Genomic DNA, 18,643 nt, shown 5'->3' with positions numbered 1-18,643 from the left:
AATGGCGGCATCATTCGTTTTGGCGCGGGGATCGGTCCCAATGATATCCGGCTCTTTCGCGATCCCTCCGACCCGCGCGACCTGATTGTCCAGGTCGGTTCCGACAGCATCAGGATCAATTCTCAATACACATCCGGCACCGCCAGTGGATCGACGACAACAGCGATCAGTTCCATTGAGTTCAGTGACGGCAGCCAGGCCATCGATCTCACTATGGATGGTCTCACCTTCACCGGAACGGCTGGAGATGACACGATCTTAGGGTCGAACCAATCGTACGTTCTGAACGGCGAGGGCGGTGACGACACGATCACGGATGGGGCCGGTTTCAGCACCATCAATGGCGGCACGGGCGACGACAACATGTCCGGTGGTTCGGGACTTGATGTCTATGTGTTTAACCCTGGTTTCGGCAAAGACACTATCAGCGAGTCAACCGGCCTCAATGGCGGAATCATCCGCTTTGGTGTTGGGATCGATCCGAGTGATGTCCGTTACGAAAGATTTTCGGGCAACAGCCGGGATTTACTCGTTGTCGTAGGTGCGGACTCAATCCGCATAGATGGCTTTTACAACTCAACTTCGACAAGTGCTTCGAACAACCAATTGATCCAGAGAATCGAGTTCGACAACGGCGAAACCATCGACATGACTGGCGCTCTGCCATTCGTCGGCACAAGCGCGAACGATTCAATCGTCGGCACATCGTTGGAAGAAACCATTACCGGACTCGCTGGTGATGATGATCTGAACGGCGGGTCTGGCCTGGATATCTACGTTTTCGCGCCGGGTTTCGGCAACGACACTATCAACGAACTGTCTGGCGCCAGTGGTGGTATCATTCGCTTCGAAGGCGGCATCCTGCCAGAAGATATCCGCTTCGAGAGGTTTTCCGGCGACAGACGAGATTTGCTCATTGTCGTTGGCAACGACACCATCCGGGTTGATGCGTTCTACAGCTCGACTTTAAACAGCGCATCCAACAACCAATTGATCCAAAGGATCGAATTCGAAAGCGGCGACACCATCGACATGACCGGTGCTCTGCCATTCGTCGGTACAGGCGCAAGCGATACGATCCTTGGCACCGTGCTGGCGGACACGATCACCGGGCTTGCCGGTGATGATGATCTGAGTGGTGGTGCGGATCTCGACGTTTATGTCTTCGCTCCGGGATTCGGCAACGACACAATCAACGAATTGTCAGGCGCCAGTGGTGGTATCATTCGCTTCGAAGGCGGCATCCTGCCAGAAGATATCCGCTTCGAGAGGTTTTCCGGCGACAGACGAGATTTGCTCATTGTCGTCGGCAACGACACCATCCGGGTTGATGCGTTCTACAGCTCGACTTTAAACAGCGCATCCAACAACCAATTGATCCAGAGGATCGAATTCGAAAGCGGCGACACCATCGACATGACGGGTGGGCTGCCATTCGTCGGTACAGGCGAAAACGATACGATCCTTGGCACCGTGCTGGCGGACACGATCACCGGACTTGCCGGCGACGATGATCTGAGCGGTGGCGCGGACCTCGACGTTTATGTCTTCACCCCCGGCTTCGGCAACGACACAATCAACGAGCTATCTGGTGTCAATGGTGGCGTGATTCGCTTCGGCGGCGGGATCCTGCCCGAAGACATCCGCTTTGAGAGGTTTTCCGGCGACAGACGAGATTTGCTCATTGTCGTGGGCAACGACACCATCCGGGTTGATGCGTTCTACAGTTCGACATCAAACAGCGCATTCAACAACCAATTGATCCAGAGGATCGAATTCGACAACGGCGACACCATCGACATGACCGGTGCGCTGCCGTTTGTAGGCACCAGCCAGGGTGAAACGATCCTTGGCACAGCGCTGGCGGACACGATCACCGGACTTGCCGGCGACGATGATCTGAGCGGTGGCGCGGACCTCGACGTTTATGTCTTCACCCCCGGCTTCGGCAACGACACAATCAACGAGCTATCTGGTGTCAATGGTGGCGTGATTCGCTTCGGCGGCGGGATCCTGCCCGAAGACATCCGCTTTGAAAGATTTTCCGGCGACAGACGAGATTTGCTCATTGTCGTAGGCAACGACACCATTCGAATAGATGCGTTCTACAACTCGACATCAAACAGCGCATCCAACAACCAATTGATCCATAGGATCGAATTCGACAACGGCGACACCATCGATATGACCGGTGCTCTGCCATTCGTTGGTACAGGCGCAAGCGATACGATCCTTGGCACCGCGCTGGCGGACACGATCACCGGACTTGCCGGCGACGATGATCTGAGCGGTGGCGCGGACCTTGACGTTTACGTCTTCGCGCCAGGATTCGGCAACGACACAATCAACGAGCTATCTGGTGTCAATGGTGGGGTTATTCGCTTTGAAGGGGGTCTGACAGCCGACGATCTTCTCTTTTTCCGGCCATCCAACGATACGCGTGACCTCTTGATTCAAGCCGGTAGCGACAGCGTTCGTGTCGAGAGTTTCTTCAACTCTGCCGGTCAACCGCTCGGACTGATTGATCTTGTCGAATTCGAAAACGGCCAACAGCTTTCTCTTGCCAGTCTGGTCGTTTCCGACACCGGCGAACTCCTCAACCGGCCGCCGAACGCGACAAACGATGCTGCGACAATCGGACTGGACGAAGACGCTACCATTAACCTGCTCGGCAATGACTCAGATCCCAATGGAGACACTCTCCAGATTACGGCCGTGGCCGATACGCCATTCGTGCCCGATACCGAAATTCTTCTCCCGTCCGGAAGCACAGTCTCAATTTCCGCCTCCGGACAGGCGACCTTTACACCCGGCCAGTCTCTGATCGATGGATTGTCGCCTGGGCAGACTGTCACCGATACGTTCAATTACCAGATCGGCGATGGCCGCGGCGGGTTTGATTTCGCGACAGTTTCGGTGACAATTGAGGCCCCGGACCCTGTTGAGTTGAGCCTGGACATTTCGCCTGATCTTGCACCTGGCGAGGTTGGAACGGCGCAACTCGAGGTGTCCGTCAATGGATCCGGCGGTCTCTCGGCATTTAGCGTGGCCAGTGTGGTTGCACCCCAGGCATATCTGGTCGCGGTCACCGCAGATAAGGGACTGGTCGCCGATGGACTCAGCGGATCCTTCAGCGATACGGCGTTTGTTCTGGCGCGGGGGATCAATGAGGGACAAACAGGAACCATAGATGTCGATATCAAGGGGACGGCGGGCCCGCGCTCAACGCTCGAAGCAACGGCTCAGCTTGCCGACACAGCCGCAATCACCGATATCGCCGCGCGCACAACCGCGCTCCAACCGAGCTTTGTCGAAGCGCCTGTTGTAAGCCGGATTGAGGACAATCTTGTTGCCAGGTTTGGAGAGACCATTGGGACGCTCTCAAATGCCCTCGCGTCTCATGCAACGCAGTTTGAAACCTTCGGCCTGAACGCGACAAGCGCAACGGCTGCCCTTGCATTCGCGATTGAAGCGGCCGGCGATTACGGCTCGATTGCCGAGCGGGGACAGATCGGATCGCTGGGGCAGGGCTGGTCGACAGTCGCGGATATCGGTCTGGCCATTGACGGAACGACGGTTCAGCTCAAGGGGCTGACGGAGATTGCCGCACTCCGATCTCTCTCGGTAGATGCGGCGGCACTTTATACAGTTTCCGCTTCGGCTGGCCGCTCGGTCGCTCTCTCTGGCGAAACTCTGGCACTCACCGCGCCTGTCCGGCCCGTGTTCGAGCAAGGCATTGATGGCCGGTTCAGCACAAGCGGCGCCTTTGAAGGAACGCTGGTTAAGACCGCCGATGGCTACAGGCTTGATCTCGATGATGGCAACGCACTGTTGTTCGACAGTGACGGGATTTTCCTGCGCATGGAGATGAGCGACAGCCGCCAGATTGTCGCGAACCATGATGGTGACATGCGGATCATGGGCCTGTCGGGACCGAACGGCGCGACGCTCGATTTTTCCCGCGACACCAATGGCAGGCTGGACAAAATCGAGGATGCCGACGGACGGACGACAACCTTTTCCTATGACGGTGATGTAAGACTGGCCGCCGTCTCCCGGCCCGAGGGCCAATCGTCTTTCGAGTATACTTCTGATGGCGACCTCTCGAAGGCAACCGCGCCGGGCGACATTCTCTCCGCGTTTTCATATGACAGCTTTGCCCGACTGGACGGCGCTACTTATGGCAATGGCGCGCAAAGCGAAGACTTCGCGTATGACGACAAGGGCGGCCTGACGATCACGGATGGAGCGGGACGGATAACCCAGCTCGACCTGCTGCCGGGCACTGTCGTTGGACGGATAACCGATGGGGCGGGCGGTGCATCGGAAATCCTTTATGACGATGACGGGAACATTTCCGGCGTGCGCGCACCAGATGGAACGGAAACGGGATTTGAGTTCGACGATCAGGGCCGTCTTACCAAGATCACCGACGCAAACGGTGCTGCACTCGGTTTCACTTATGGCGAAAATGGCGAGGAACCAACGAGCTTCACCGATGCCGGTGGCAACACCCGCAGCTTTGAGTATGATTCTGGGGGCCGAATTACAAAGGCGTCCTGGCCTGACGGCACGACCCTGCAATTTGCCTATGACGCGGATGGCAACCTGACTGGTTACGCCAACCGGCGCGGCGATGACGTAACCTATACCTATGACGCCCGCGGACGCCTCCTGTCGGAATCCGACAGCTCGGCAGGGCCGACCAGTTACACCTACGACACCCGCGGACGTCTGACCTCTGCGACCAATGATCAGGGCACAACTTCGCTCGGCTATGACAGCGCAGACCGCGTCACCCAGATCGACTATCCCACCGGCAAGTCGCTCATCTACACATATAACGAGGCCGGGTTGCGCGCCTCGATGTCGGACGGCGGCGACTATAACGTCTTTTATGAATACGATGCGCTTGGTCGCCTGACGGGCCTGCGCGATGAAGATAGCCAAATCGTAACTTATGAATATGATGGTGCCGGCAATCTGGTGAAGGAAACCAACGGCAACGGAACGGTTTCCGAATTCACCTATGACGCCGCCGGCCGCCTGACGCGGATCGAGAACCAGGCGCCGGACGATAGCATCAACTCCTTCAACGAATACACCTACGACGCCGCAGGACAGCGCGTAACAAACACGACCCAGGACGGTTCCTGGACCTATGGCTATGACACCATCGGTCAGCTGACATCAGCGGAATTCATCTCCACCAACCAGGAGATCGCCGACAAGAGCCTGACTTATGAGTATGACGCAGCAGGCAACCGGACGAAGGTTGTCGAGGACGGCGTGGAGACGCTCTACTCCGCCAATGCGCTGAACCAGTATACCAGGGTCGGCGATGCCACCTTCTCCTATGATGCCGACGGCAACATGACGTCGCGCACCGATGGCAACGGCACGACGACCTACACTTACGACCTCGACAACCGCCTGACCTCTGTCACCGAGGCGGACGGCACTTTGCTGGAATTTGCGTACGATGTCTTTGGCAACCGTGTCGCGAAGACGGTCGACGGAACAGAAACGGAATACTTGGTGGATCCAAGCGGTAGCGGCACCACCGTTGTGCAGTACACGGATGGTGCGAGAGCAAACTCTTATTACTATGGACTAGATTTACTTGGTTCCGAAATCAGCAACGAGATATCTTGGTTTGATCTTGATGGCATCGGATCCACCGTAACACTGACGAGTAATTCCGGAAGCGTCCAAAACTCCTATTCATATGATCCCTTCGGGAAAGAACATTTCAAACTTGAAAATGTCTCGAACGAATATGGTTTTAGTGGCGGTTTGGGCGTCACCAAAGATAGTGAATCCGTTCTTTATATGAGATCCCGAAGTACGGACGTTTCGCTTGGGAGATTTCTTACCGAAGATCCGCTTTTCGTTTCCGGCGATGTCGAAAACTTGTATCGATTTGCTGCAAATCAACCGATGAACTTAGTCGATCCTGATGGCGAATTCTGGAACTTTGTTGCGCAAGCGGGAATTTGGATAATAAGAGTCGGGGGTGGTGCCTTGACAGCTAATTCTGTCAAGAATGTTGCTAGGGATGCAATTGTAAAAGAAGCAGTAAAAGCTGACCACCGACTTACAGAAGAGCAGAGAGAATCCTTAATTGATGAGCTCAACAAAGATATAACAAAAGAACTCGTGATGACTGCAGGGCCCTCTATTCTTTATAAAGGTCCAATGAAGCTTGCTCCAAAAGGTATGCCTAATCAACAGGGAGCAGAAGCAGCGTTAGATGGGGTTTGGATTGGTACAACCACTGGTTTGCCTGCTCTAGAAAACCTAAAAAACCCGAATAATGAAGGTGCCGAACCACCAGATCTTGACCCAAGTTCTCCCTTTTCACCTCCAATTCCACCAAGAAAACCGAACCCCGACGTTCCAATCCCAGACCGCAAGCCTGTTTTTGATGTTCCGACTCCACCTAAAAAACCTGCTTTTTTGGGAGGCGCGCCATCAGCTGGATCCGACGGCGACCCCCATATTCGCACCTTCGACGGGGCCGGATACTCTTTCCAGGCGGTTGGTGAGTTCATTCTGTTTCGAACCAAAGATGGGGTGTCAGAATTCCAAGTGCGGCAGGAACCCTGGCGTGACAGCACAACCGTTTCTGTTAATACGGCGATTACGGCGCGGTTTGGCGACGACGTATTGGGTATTTACGCGGGCGAAACCATTCCCCTCGCAGTCAACGGGACGGCTGTGTTTCTACAGGCCGGAGACTCAATCTCGGTCGGCACCGGCTCGGTTTATTTCGACGGCCGCGCCTACACCATCACGGACGCATTCGGCAATGGTGTCTGGGCGCGCCCGAGCAGTTCGTCGCCGTTCATGAACCTGAGGCCCTTTGCAAGCAATGACTTGCGCGGCGATGTTGAAGGGCTGCTCGGAAACGCCGACGGCGACAGGTCGAACGACTTCACGTTGCGCGACGGCACTGTCCTCTCCCAACCGCTGGCAACCACCGTGCTCTACGGCGAATTTGCCGACGCCTGGAGGGTTGATCAGGCGAACTCGCTTTTCGTTTACGGCGACGGCGAAAGCACGGAAACTTTCACGGACCGGGACTTTCCGAATGCCGTCATAACGCTGGACGATCTCGATCCCGGGATACGCGAAGACGCCGAGGCAGCCGCAATCGCGGCCGGGCTGATACCCGGAACGTTCGAATTCGAAACGACTGTCCTCGACATTGCCCTGACCGGTGTCGACGAGTTTGCCGATTTCGTGGAGGACGCACCGGAGTTTCAGCCCGACGGTGAAGAGATCGAAATCATCCCGGTTGAAATCAACGAGGCGCCCATCGCCAACCCGGACAGCGCCGAAGTTGCCGAAGACGGCACTGTTGTGATCGATGTTCTGGCCAACGACACCGACCCTGAAGGCGATCCGCTGGAAATCCTTGGAGCCGGTGATGTCAATGGCGGCACGGTCGACATCCTCAACCAACAGATCGTCTTCACGCCGGCGCCTGGTTTCAATGGCGACACGGTGATTTCCTATCAGCTTGGCGACGGCGCCGGAAATGCGGTACTGGGTTCGGTTGCCGTCGAAGTCGGCGCAGTGCCCGATGCACCCAATGCCGTGGACGACAGCGGCGCCGGGTACGCCACGGACGAAGACACGCGCTTTTTCATTGGCGACTTTCTGGCCAATGATTCAGATGAAGACGGAGATCCGATCACGCTCGTTTCGGTCAACACGGACGGCCTTCTTGGAACCCTGATCGACAGCGGCAACGGCACATACGAATATGTTCCAGGTGACGCGTTCCACCCGCTTGCAGCCGGCAGCTTTGCAACGGACAGCTTCACTTACCGGATCGGCGACGGAACGGGCCTTTTTGCGGAAGCGACCGTCACGATCTCGATCACCGGCCTGAATGATGGTCCCACCCTGAACAGTGACGAAGGCACCGGGTTTTCGACAGATGAAGACAGTGCCTTCACCACTGCAAATGTTCTTGATAACGACAGCGATGTCGACGGCGACACGCTGACCGTGAGCGGTCTCGACACGTCGGGCACGCTTGGTCTCGTCACAGACAATGGCGACGGCACGTTCGACTACGATCCGAATGGTGCGTTTGAGAGCCTTGTCGCCGGCGAAGCCGCAACTGACAGCTTTGTCTACACGGTCTCGGATGGAAATGGCGGAAGCTCAACCGGATCGGTCACGATATCGATCGCGGGCGCGGACGATGCGCCTGACCTCAATCCTGTCTACGGGACGGATGGCAGCGATTACCTTGTCGGCACCGACGCAGATGACGCAATCAGAAGCTTCGCAGGACAATATGACAGGATGCGGGGCGGCGAGGGGGCCGATCAGTTCATCTTCGGCGACGAGGCTTCCAACGGGCTCAGGGAGCGTGACCTCATCTACGATTTTGAGGCCGGCATTGACAGCATAGTTTTCGAAAACGGAGCAAGCCTTTCCTCGGTCCGCGAACTCACCAACCTGGTGATCCTGTATCTGGAAGGCGACAGTGACGCTGTCTTTGTGCGCGGCGACGGCGTAACGGCCGCGAACGTTACGATTGTCGACAGTTTCGAATTTGTCTGAGTGCGCGTGAGTTCGATTGCTCTTGTGATCGAACTGCGACCGGCAGTGCCCAACACGCTGCTCTGGATGAACACGTCGTTTCGTATTAACCGACGTGACCTTGGCCATTGCACCTTAGGAAACGCATGCCCAGGCCTGCGCTCGACCAGGCGCGATCACACTTAAATGAAAATCTCGACGGACCTTTGCGCGCTTATTGGTTGACAAAGAACAATCAATACAACTTAAATTGAACCTATAAGCTGTATTTGATTTCTTTTTGATCCAAAAAAACAGCAACTTTTGGTGTGTGACAATGGTGGGGGGACGGTGACCGACCTGCAGTCCTGCGTCGAGGCTGTGCAAAAAGCGGTCTCGGCCGAGCAAGCTTTTCAGGAATTCTGCAAAGGCGCTTTCTCCTACGGGTATGAGAACGCCGTTTTCTCCCTGATGACAGACCATGTTTCCATCGGGCAGAAGGCGTTTCACGGACATGCAACCAGCTATCCCGACGACTGGATGACGCATTACCGCGAAAACGGGTTGCACGAGATAGATCCCGTCTTTCAACGGATCCTGCTGAAATCAGGCATTTTCAGCTGGTGCCAGGCAATTCCGTTGCTGGAACAGGACCCGCGCTTCAGCACCGCGATGCTGGACCGGGCAAGACAGTTCATGCGCGAGGCTGCCGACGCGGGCCTTGCATCCGGGATCGCGGTTTCAATTGCGAATGAATGGGGCGAGATCGCTGGTATCGGCCTGTCCCGTTCGATCGGCGAACACGAAAAGAACGTCAAGACATTGGCCGAAATCTCGCTGATGTCGTCTGTCCTTCACGAAAAATATCTCAGTTTCTTCAAATCCTGGGAACCGGATCGCCTCACAACCCGCGAAAAGGAAGTTCTCTCCTGGTCGGCGGAAGGCAAAACCGATTGGGAAATCGCCGAGATTATCGGCGTCTCAACAGCAACGATCCGCTTTCACTGGAACAACATTTTCAAGAAGTTGCACATGAACAACAAGATCGCCGCAACGGTTCACGCAATCCGAAGACGGCTGATCATCCCCGACAGCGTTGCGCCGCTGAAAACCTAGTTGATTCAACACAAATGCGCTGGATTTAGGCCAAGTTGGGCCAACCAGTTGGCGTGAGACCCGATCTTCTTCCAGCCTAGCGCAGAGACCTCGGCTTCATTTTTGGCCTTAAGCGGCCTGTTTCGCCTGGATTGATTTCTTGGCGTAATCCTATGACGGCCAGTTTGGCGACGGAGCGACAACACACGGGTTCAATGCGGGTTTTCGGCTTCGGTTTTGAAGTTTAAGGATTCTACGACGAGACCGTAGCCTTCCTTGTGGCACAGCTGCAGGCACCACTCTCGCATTCAGAATGCTGTCGGTCGGAACGCCCGTTCACGCTCAGGCTGTTTGCGTTTCCAGTGTCAATTCCAAAGTCTGTATTGTCCCGGAAGGCACGACAATTCGGGATACAGTCGAAACGGTTGTCTGTGGTTCTGCAATAGCCAACAGATGAGTCGCACAAGTGGGCGCAAAAATTTGATGCCTATCTCAAAGACCGATAGTCGGATCTCTGCATCTTGCTTACACCTGAGGGTCGCGGCAAGTCGTTAGGCGCACGTCGAAGATTGTTTTTTGTTCAAGGAGTTAATGGCGGTGAGGGTGGGATTCGAACCCACGGTACGCTCTCACGCACGGCGGTTTTCAAGACCGCTGCCTTAAACCACTCGGCCACCTCACCTAAGCAGCCATAAAGGCGTGAACGCCGCTGCCAGAGCACCCGTTTCCTTCGTCTTGACTGGAAAGTCAAGAGCTCTCTTTCGAACCCATTGCGAAAACGGAAAAATTCGTGTGGAAGCCAAATTTTTGGTGAAGGCCTTTGGCATGTTCCGGGCCTGTGCGCAGCAGGGTGGGGTAGGGCAGGACGTGCGCGGTGGCACCGGAACATAACCAAAGTGTGAGGGCCGCCGGTCCGGTGTCGTGGGCAGGGTTTTGAACCGGCGGCCAAAGCTGGAGGTGGGGTCCAGCACTGCTGTGACAGGGCGGTCATCAGCAATGAGGTCAACCTACGCGGAACTGCCGATGGCGGATGTGACCTACATCACATCATGAGCATTTGACGATTTTTCCCGCACTGTCACCTGTGTGCAACAGCCGAAACCTTCAAAATTCTGATCGCTTTTTCTGTGATTATTCAGTGACTTATGAAAGCTCTCACGATTGGCGGAAAAGTCGGTTTTTTCCTGGACCGCGCTACGACGGCCATATGTTGAAAACTCGCGCACCAAAAGCCTCGACGCTTCATTTACTTTGAAGTAATAAACTTGCGATTTAAACAGGCGCTATGTGTAGGACGCACAGCGGGGGCAGTGTGTCATGAGGGACCGATCCGTAGGATCGGACCGCAGCCTGGAAAACGGCAAAATGCCGGGGTATCGCGTGAGCTGCGGGGCCGCCAACGCGTAGGTGAGTAGGACGGCAGAATGCAAGGGACAGGCGGGCAGACTTGCCGGTGGGCAGGATCGTCTTCGGGGAAATCGACATCAAGCCGAAACAAAAATGGCTGGCGCCAGATACGAGCCGGCCTTTTGACAATTGCAGCCGTTTCATTCGTTGCGGCTTGCAGCACGGCACCCGAAAAACCAAAGGCGAAATTCAGCCCGGAAAAATATGGCGTCAAGGCCAGCCCGCGCATGGTCACAGCCGGAAAGCCGGTTCCCAAGGGCGGCGGCCGCTACGTGGTCGGCAAGAAGTACAAAATTGCCGGCAAGTGGTACTACCCGGAGCATGATCCGAACTACAGGAAAACCGGCCTTGCCTCCTGGTACGGCCCGACATTCCACGGCCGTAAGACCGCCAATGGCGAGATTTTCGACCGGAACGCATTGACAGCTGCGCATACCACAATGCCGCTACCGTCTTATGCCAAGGTGACAAACACGGCGAACGGCAGGTCAATGATCGTACGCGTCAACGACCGCGGACCGTTCCACGGCAATCGCATTATCGACCTGTCGGAGCGCGTTGCCATGATGCTGGATACCAAATCATCTGGTGTCGGCAAGGTGAAGGTTGAGTATGTCGGCCGCGCGCCGCTGCATGGGCAGGATGAAGAATATCTGATGGCATCCTATAGCGGCCCGGGCTCCGTCGTACCGGGCGGAACGCAGCCTGGCACGCAACTCGCACAAGCAGCGCCGCCGCAAATCATTTTCGGCAAGGTTCCCGCACCGGCTTCGCGGCCATATCTTGCCGCGACGACTGCGTCCGCAGCACAACAGCGCACAACAGTCGCTGCCGCCTTCGATCCGGCGATTGCATTCGAAGCGGGTAATCCTGCGATCAGGGTTGCCTCCAACAATCGCTTCCAGCAAGGCCCGACAGCGCATTCATCCGGATTTGCACCGCAAGACCAAGCGCAAAGCTTCCCGATGCCCGCAAACGCAAACGGTTTCGAAGGCGGAAGCGCGGTCTCGTCCTACACCGCAAACCAACGCATTTCCGAAGCGCATGGTGTCTTGTCCACAATGACCGCATCGGGACTTTCCATGCGCCAATTGGCTGCTAAACTCCCGGCGAGCGAATAACTACCCGCTGTTGCAGTGCGTTTGCTCCTGACTTCAAACAGAAGCAGCGGGGCAGGGTGATACATGGTCTGGCCATTGGCTGAATCGATCGGATTGGCAATTCGGGCGGGAACCTTCCGAAGCATTACGGTGGCTTTCGCATTTTTTGCGGCGCTCGCAACAGCTCCTTCTTCTGCCGTTGAATCGATCGTGACCAAGGCGCCCAAAGCCTATCTGCTGGAGCCCGAATCCGGCACGGTTCTTTATTCGAAAGCCCCGGATGAACCGTTTTCACCGGGCTCGCTCGTAAAGGTGATGACCGCCGCCACGATTTTCCACCTGATCAAGGAAGGAGAGGTCCGCCTGGATCAGCTGTGCACGGTGAGCGAACATGCCTGGCGCACCGGCGGCGCACCGTCCAGAAAAGCCACGATGTTCGCTGCAATCAAATCGGAGATTGCGGTTGAGGACCTCCTCAAAGGCCTGCTTGTTCATAATGCAAATGATGCCGCCATCATCCTCGCTGAATGCGTCGATGGATCGGAGAGCGCTTTTGCCAGCCGCATGACTGAGTTCGCGGTGACGATTGGAATGACCAACAGCCGGTTTTCCAATCCGACCGGGTTTGAAGAAGATCCCAGTCAAACGACTGTGAGAGACCAGGCGGTGTTGGCCGAGTACGTCGTTGAAACGCACGGTGACCTCTACGACCTGTTTGCACTCCCGGAATTCACCTGGAACAAAATCTACCAGAGAAACAAGAACCCGTTGCTCGGCGAGATCAGAAACCTCGATGGGCTGGGCGGTGGCAATGATCCTGAGGATGGATATTCGGGCCTTGCATCCGTTGATCGCAACGGACGCCGCATTATCGCGGCCGTGGCCGGTCTCAATTCAGACAAACACCGCCTGCAATCGTTGAATGAAGTCATCGGTGGCGCCTGGGAATTCTATGCCGTGGAAACGTTGTTTGCCACAGGCGAACAGATTGCCGAGGCGCGCGTTTTCGGCGGCACCGAAAGCACGGTTCCGCTCGTTGCATCTTCTGACGTCGATGTTCTGCTTGCCCGTGGCGGCAGCCTCGATTACAGGCTCCGCGTTGTCTATGACGGCCCGTTCAAGGCGCCGGTGGAAAAAGGGACGCCAGCAGGCGAACTTCGGGTGATCGGCAAGGAAGGCGTCGTCTATCGTGCGCCTCTGGTCACCGGGGCCGATGTCCCTGCAGGGACGATGATGAACCGGGCTGTCGATGGCCTTCAGGAACTGTTGTTTGGCTGGATTGGATAGAAGTTTGCTTCAGCCCATCAACATCTGCCGAAAACCCTGTTAAAAGCCTTTCAAGCGACACCGGACCCGAACCGGTACGACATTTCGAGTAGAGGCGGGGAGCGCTTGCCCGGACATTTCATAACATTTGAGGGTGGAGAAGGCGCTGGCAAATCCACGCAGATTGCCCGCCTGAAAACCTTCCTGGAAAACAAGGGCAAAACTGTCGTTGTCACGCGCGAACCCGGAGGCTCGCCGGGGGCGGAGAAAATCCGCTCTCTGCTCTTGTCAGGAGAGGCGAAGGATCTCGGGCCAAGGGGCGAAGCAATGCTGTTCGCGGCCGCCCGGGCGGACCATGTCGACGCCCTGATAAAACCCGCCTTGAAACGCGGCGACTGGGTGCTTTGTGACCGGTATGCCGACTCAACACGCGTCTATCAGGGAGAGGCAGGGGTCGATCAGGAGTATCTGAAGCTGCTTGAAACGGCCGCGGTTGCGGGGTTAAGGCCCGAATTGACGATATTGATTGACGTACCCCCGGCGATAGGGCTCAGCAGGGTCGCCAAACGATCTCAAACCGATGACAGCGGCGGTCCGGACCGCTTTGAAGACGAGGCGGTTGCAGTGCATGAACGCCGGCGCAAGCTCTTCCTGCAGCTGGCTCTTGAGGAAGCCTATCGTTTTACGATCGTGGATGGCTCCAGGGACCAGGACTTTGTCGAAAAAGCGGTTCAAACCGCCATACGCGAGGCGTTTTCCGAAGACCTCACCGGAGCGAACGAGACGACGCCGGCGGCACAGGTGTCACGCTGATGGCCCGCAGGAACGAACCGGTCGACATTCCGCAGGTCGATGAGCTGCCGGGCTATCCACTACCGCACGAACGCGGGCGGCTGATAGGGCACCGAGCAACCGAGGAGGCGCTTCTTGAGGCCTATCGTTCAAAACGCCTGCACCACGCCTGGATCCTGGGCGGCGCAAAAGGTATCGGCAAGGCGACCCTGGCCTTTCGGTTCGCGAAATTCGTCATTGCAAATCCGGATCGCTTTGGTGGAAGCGTTGCGTCGGCGCCGGACCTTTCTGTCCCTGAAGATCATCCCGTTTCAAGACAGGTGATGTCCGGAGGACACCCAAACATCCTTCATCTGCGCCGCCCATGGGACGAAAAGGCCAAACGGTTCAAGTCCGATCTGCCGGTCGACGAAGTCCGGCGCACCGTTTCTTTTTTCGGCACGACTGCCTCTGCCAAAGCCTGGCGCATCTGTATTGTCGACGCTGCCGATGACATGAATGCAAGCTCCGCCAACGCACTCCTTAAAATTCTCGAAGAACCGCCGGAAAGTTGTCTGTTCCTGGTACTCAGCCATGCTCCAGGGCGACTGCTGCCGACAATCCGCTCCAGATGCCGCCGGCTCGACATGCCTCCGCTGTCGGCCGATGAAATCGCCATCGGGCTCAAAGAACTTTGCAATGGTGACGTGCCGCGTGCGGAAGACCTGATGGATCTTTCACAAACGGCAGATGGAAGCTTGAGGTCAGCGATTACCCTGTTGTCCGGAGACGGCTTGAAGATTGCAAAGGGTGTGAGACAACTCGCCGAAAATTCCGGTCAACTTGATTTGGCGGCGGTCCATGCGCTTGCAGACCTCGTTGCTGCTCGTGGCCAGGCAGACAACTGGGACAGTTTTCAGCACGTTGTGGACGTTTGGCTGCATGAACGCCTAAAGAAAGACATTCACGCCGGCATTCGCACCGCCTATCGCTATGTGGAGCTGTGGGAAAGTGTGAAACGGTCGATCAATGCGTCCGACGCACTCAACCTCGACCGCAAACAAGTAGTGCTCGATTTTTTCTTTGCACTGCGCACGACCTGAAGCACGAACCCCTTGGGGTTTCGGCTAAATCCGGGTATCACATCGCGCTGAACCGCCACTAGGGTTTCAAGAATTTCCAGTTCAGGATGCTTCATGCTTGTTGACAGTCATTGCCACCTCGATTTTCCCGATTTTGACGGCGAACGGGACGAATTGATTTCCCGTGCGCATGAAGCAGGCGTCGACCTGATGGTGACAATCTGCACGCACATCAGGAAGTTTGACCGGATCAGGGCCATCGCGGAGGAATACCCGGAGGTCTATTGTTCGGTCGGCACGCACCCCCACAATGCCGGGACCGAGCGTGGAATTCCGGTGGACGAAATTGTCGCGTTGGCCGCGCACCCGAAAGTCGTTGCGATTGGCGAAGCTGGTCTCGACTACTTCTACGACAAGGCCCCGCGTGATGCTCAGGCGGAAGGATTGCGCATTCACATAGAAGCCGCACGCCAAACCGGGCTGCCCCTTGTGATTCATTCGCGTGATGCCGATCAAGATATGGCGGATATTCTGCGCGACGAAATGGGGAAGGGGGAGTTCCCGGGCCTCCTGCATTGTTTTTCCTCAGGCCGAGACCTTGCTTTGACGGGAATTGAACTGGGTCTTTATGTTTCGTTCTCAGGCATTTTGACCTTCAAGAAATCAGAAGAACTCCGTGAAATCGCAAGAGAATTACCGGCTGACAGACTTCTCGTGGAAACAGACTCTCCTTACCTTGCCCCGCAGGTGCGGCGCGGCAAACGAAACGAGCCCGCATATACCGCGATGACTGCTGCGGTTCTTGCGCAAACCCGAAACGTTTCGGAAGAAGAGATTGCGCAGCAGACGACAGAAAACTTTTTCCGGCTCTTCAGAAAAGTGCCCAGACCCGACAGCCTTGCCTGGGCCGGTCCGCAATGAGCGTTGAACTGACGGTGCTCGGCTGCGGATCCTCAGCGGGTGTGCCGCGCATTGGCAATGACTGGGGCGTTTGCGATCCGAACGAACCCAAAAACCGCCGGTCGCGATGCTCTCTTCTTGTTGAAAAACGCGGCGAATACGGATGTACAACGGTTCTGATCGACACAGGGCCGGATCTCCGGCAGCAGATGCTCACGGCCAATGTCGTTCACGTTGACGCGGTCCTTTATACGCATTCTCACGCCGATCATCTTCACGGCATCGACGATCTGAGAGCTTTCTGGTTGTTCAGCCGGAAAAGGACACCGGTTCATATGGACGCATATACGTATGAACGTGCACATGCTGCCTTCGCATATTGTTTTGAGACTCCGGCCGGTTCAAATTATCCGCCGATCCTGGAACACAAGCTGATTGAACCGGATACGGCGATCGAAATCATCGGTGACGGTGGCACGCTCACGTTCGAGCCGATCTTGGTCACCCATGGCGAAATCAATGCCTTGGGCTTCCGCATTGATAATGCGGCCTACATTCCCGACGTTTCCGACATACCCGAAAACAGCCTCAAGAAACTGAAAAGTCTGGATATTCTGCTTCTAGACTGCCTTCGCAGAAACCCGCATCCAAGCCATTTTTGTCTCGAAGAATCGCTCCAGTGGACGCAGCGCATCAACCCGAAAAACGCGGTCTTCACCAACCTGCATTGCGATCTCGACTATGCCACATTGCAAAGCGAATTGCCGGAAAACATCGCAACTGCGTATGACGGCATGAAAATTGATCTGACGGCACTTTCTGAAGTCATCAGCCGCTCAGAAGATGCCAGATAAACGCCCGCCGAAATTGCCGACCGTTGAACGGCTGACCAAGGCAGCTTTGCATTATTTGGAGCGTTACAGTTCGTCTGAAGAGAACCTGCGCAAGGTTCTGGAGCGTCGCGTTCTGAAGGCCTGCCGGGTTCACGAGCGCGACCCGCAGGACTTTGCAGAACACATTCAGGCAGTCATCGAGAAATGCCTCAGCGCCGGTCTCGTGAATGACCGGATCTACGCGGAAACGAAAACCGCCAGTCTCAGGCGCCGCGGCGGATCGAGACGCAAGATTGAGGCACAATTGTCCGCCAAAGGCGTTAATCGCGCAACGATAGAAGCCGTGCTCAACGGCGACCAGCATTCCGATGCCGAAGCCGCAAGGGTCTATGCCCGCCGGCGGCGTCTCGGTCCATTTCGAAATTCTGCAGACAGAACCGATCGGCGTGACAAGGATCTGGCTGCAATGTGCCGGGCGGGATTTTCCTACAAGATTTCCAAGGCGATTGTCGACGGCACAGCCGAGGATGATGGAACAAGCTAAGCGGACGCGAAAAGAACCATCAACGCACAGGTGAGCCAAGCCATTGGATTTGCTGGTTTTGGCAATCCAAAAATATTCCATAATATTGATTATGCGAATTAGAGATGTAAGAGTTAGTCTGTACGCAAGTTGGTCTGTTTATGAATGTCACACTGCCCGGCTTTAGGTATGAGCCGTTCTTATTCGCATTTGCACTGTAACGAACGCCGCGCGATTTCCACAATGCTCGATCAGAAGTTCAGTCAGTCCGAGACTGGAAAACATCTCGGTCGCGATCGTGCAACGCTCACCGTCTGGATCCGGTGCAGCTCCTGGCGCAGTCGCAAACTCGCAGCTATTGCGCGCTGACTGCTAATGACATCGCACCGAGCCGCCAACGGCCGATTGAAAGGCTACTTCGACGCGAGGATCAGCTGGCCGTTGTGACCGGATATCTTAAAGCCGGTTGATCGTCGAAACGAATTGCCGGACCAGGAAACAAAACGCCGTCAACCAGCGCCATTACCAATACTGCGGCCAAACCGTCTTTCTTCCATCAACAAAGGAGCCAGACCGCCCGCTTAGACACGTCTGTAATCTGTCCGCAAATCGTTAGTGCCACTCACTAAGTAATCTTGAAATTAACAACCTCTCGACCCTGTATTTTACACTCCGCGGACCTTGAGGAATACGATGTGCCAGGTTGATCAAGTTCAAAACTTACACGTACCGTTTGTCTGTATCCGCCGCTGATATTATGTACGGTTTGGTTTCTGATGACCGGATACGGCATTCTTTCTTTTGCGTAATCGACACAAATTTGGTTGGCTACGCTTGCACTGACAGTGTCACGTTTCTCCCTTTCCTTTTGACGTTCTTTTTCAACGTCTTCAGCGGTTTGCCGAGCGATTTTTGCCGTCGCCAGACATTGTGAAAACTCAAGCGTTCCCGGTGTGAAGCCTGAATCGATGCAAATCAACTCGTCCTTGCTTGGTCGAGGTGAGGTTGGAGAATCGTCTGTTACGCACCCGCTGAGGGCAACAAAAGGTAAAAAATAGAGGACTTTATTCATTCTCGCCTCAAAGAATTGTGGGAACCTGGACGACCCAGAACAATCTGGGAAAA

11 protein-coding genes and 1 tRNA gene are annotated in these 18,643 nt (G+C 55.7%); 10 read left to right on the top strand and 2 right to left on the bottom strand.

Translation table 11 applies throughout. The features are described from left to right. The first annotated feature begins 213 nt into the window (after positions 1 to 213). Entirely contained in the window at positions 214 to 8,583 is an 8,370-nt protein-coding gene (locus Q0915_RS30680) for an Ig-like domain-containing protein (RefSeq protein ID WP_299484140.1), read from the top strand. A gap of 309 nt (positions 8,584 to 8,892) precedes the next feature. Further along, complete coding sequence (locus Q0915_RS30675) at positions 8,893 to 9,657, top strand: LuxR family transcriptional regulator (RefSeq protein ID WP_299484139.1); 765 nt, start codon at positions 8,893 to 8,895, stop codon at positions 9,655 to 9,657. A 571-nt stretch (positions 9,658 to 10,228) separates the two neighbouring features. Here the strand turns inward: Q0915_RS30675 and Q0915_RS30670 are convergent. Continuing rightward, positions 10,229 to 10,318: transfer RNA gene (locus tag Q0915_RS30670), tRNA-Ser, on the bottom strand. 742 nt (positions 10,319 to 11,060) lie between these two features. On the opposite strand from Q0915_RS30670, the gene Q0915_RS30665 reads away from it, so the two are divergent. From Q0915_RS30665 to Q0915_RS32155, 8 genes are all read left to right on the top strand, one after another. Further along, on the top strand, positions 11,061 to 12,164 hold the full coding sequence (locus tag Q0915_RS30665) for a septal ring lytic transglycosylase RlpA family protein (RefSeq protein WP_299484138.1): 1,104 nt from the start codon (positions 11,061 to 11,063) through the stop codon (positions 12,162 to 12,164). Positions 12,165 to 12,293: 129 nt separating this feature from the next. Then, positions 12,294 to 13,430, top strand: coding sequence for a D-alanyl-D-alanine carboxypeptidase family protein (locus Q0915_RS30660; protein ID WP_299484137.1), 1,137 nt, complete (start codon positions 12,294 to 12,296; stop codon positions 13,428 to 13,430). Between the two features lie 105 nt (positions 13,431 to 13,535). Further along, positions 13,536 to 14,222: a dTMP kinase gene (gene tmk, locus Q0915_RS30655; RefSeq protein WP_299484136.1), complete on the top strand. Its 687-nt coding sequence runs from the start codon at positions 13,536 to 13,538 to the stop codon at positions 14,220 to 14,222. Beyond that, positions 14,222 to 15,283 carry a DNA polymerase III subunit delta' gene (locus tag Q0915_RS30650; protein WP_299484135.1) on the top strand — a complete coding sequence of 354 codons (1,062 nt, stop codon included), beginning with the start codon at positions 14,222 to 14,224 and terminating at the stop codon, positions 15,281 to 15,283. Before tmk ends, Q0915_RS30650 begins: the two co-directional genes overlap by 1 nt. Positions 15,284 to 15,376: 93 nt before the next feature. Further along, a complete protein-coding gene (locus Q0915_RS30645) occupies positions 15,377 to 16,183 on the top strand; it encodes a TatD family hydrolase (RefSeq protein WP_299484134.1) in 807 nt (268 codons plus the stop codon). Next, on the top strand, positions 16,180 to 17,016 hold the full coding sequence (locus tag Q0915_RS30640; RefSeq protein ID WP_299484133.1) for an MBL fold metallo-hydrolase: 837 nt from the start codon (positions 16,180 to 16,182) through the stop codon (positions 17,014 to 17,016). The genes Q0915_RS30645 and Q0915_RS30640 overlap by 4 nt, the downstream gene beginning before the upstream one ends. Further along, entirely contained in the window at positions 17,006 to 17,539 is a 534-nt protein-coding gene (locus tag Q0915_RS30635; protein ID WP_299484132.1) for a RecX family transcriptional regulator, read from the top strand. Before Q0915_RS30640 ends, Q0915_RS30635 begins: the two co-directional genes overlap by 11 nt. A gap of 144 nt (positions 17,540 to 17,683) precedes the next feature. Beyond that, positions 17,684 to 17,887, top strand: coding sequence for a helix-turn-helix domain-containing protein (locus tag Q0915_RS32155; protein ID WP_366525361.1), 204 nt, complete (start codon positions 17,684 to 17,686; stop codon positions 17,885 to 17,887). 256 nt (positions 17,888 to 18,143) lie between these two features. On the opposite strand, the gene Q0915_RS30630 is transcribed toward Q0915_RS32155, so the two are convergent. Next, complete coding sequence (locus tag Q0915_RS30630; RefSeq protein ID WP_299484131.1) at positions 18,144 to 18,590, bottom strand: hypothetical protein; 447 nt, start codon at positions 18,588 to 18,590, stop codon at positions 18,144 to 18,146. Between the last annotated feature and the right edge of the window lie 53 nt (positions 18,591 to 18,643).

The sequence above is a fragment of the uncultured Roseibium sp. genome (assembly GCF_947494555.1).
Classification (GTDB): domain Bacteria; phylum Pseudomonadota; class Alphaproteobacteria; order Rhizobiales; family Stappiaceae; genus Roseibium.
Note: the sequence above shows the minus strand (reverse complement) of the source record. Positions and strands in the feature narration are given on the sequence as shown.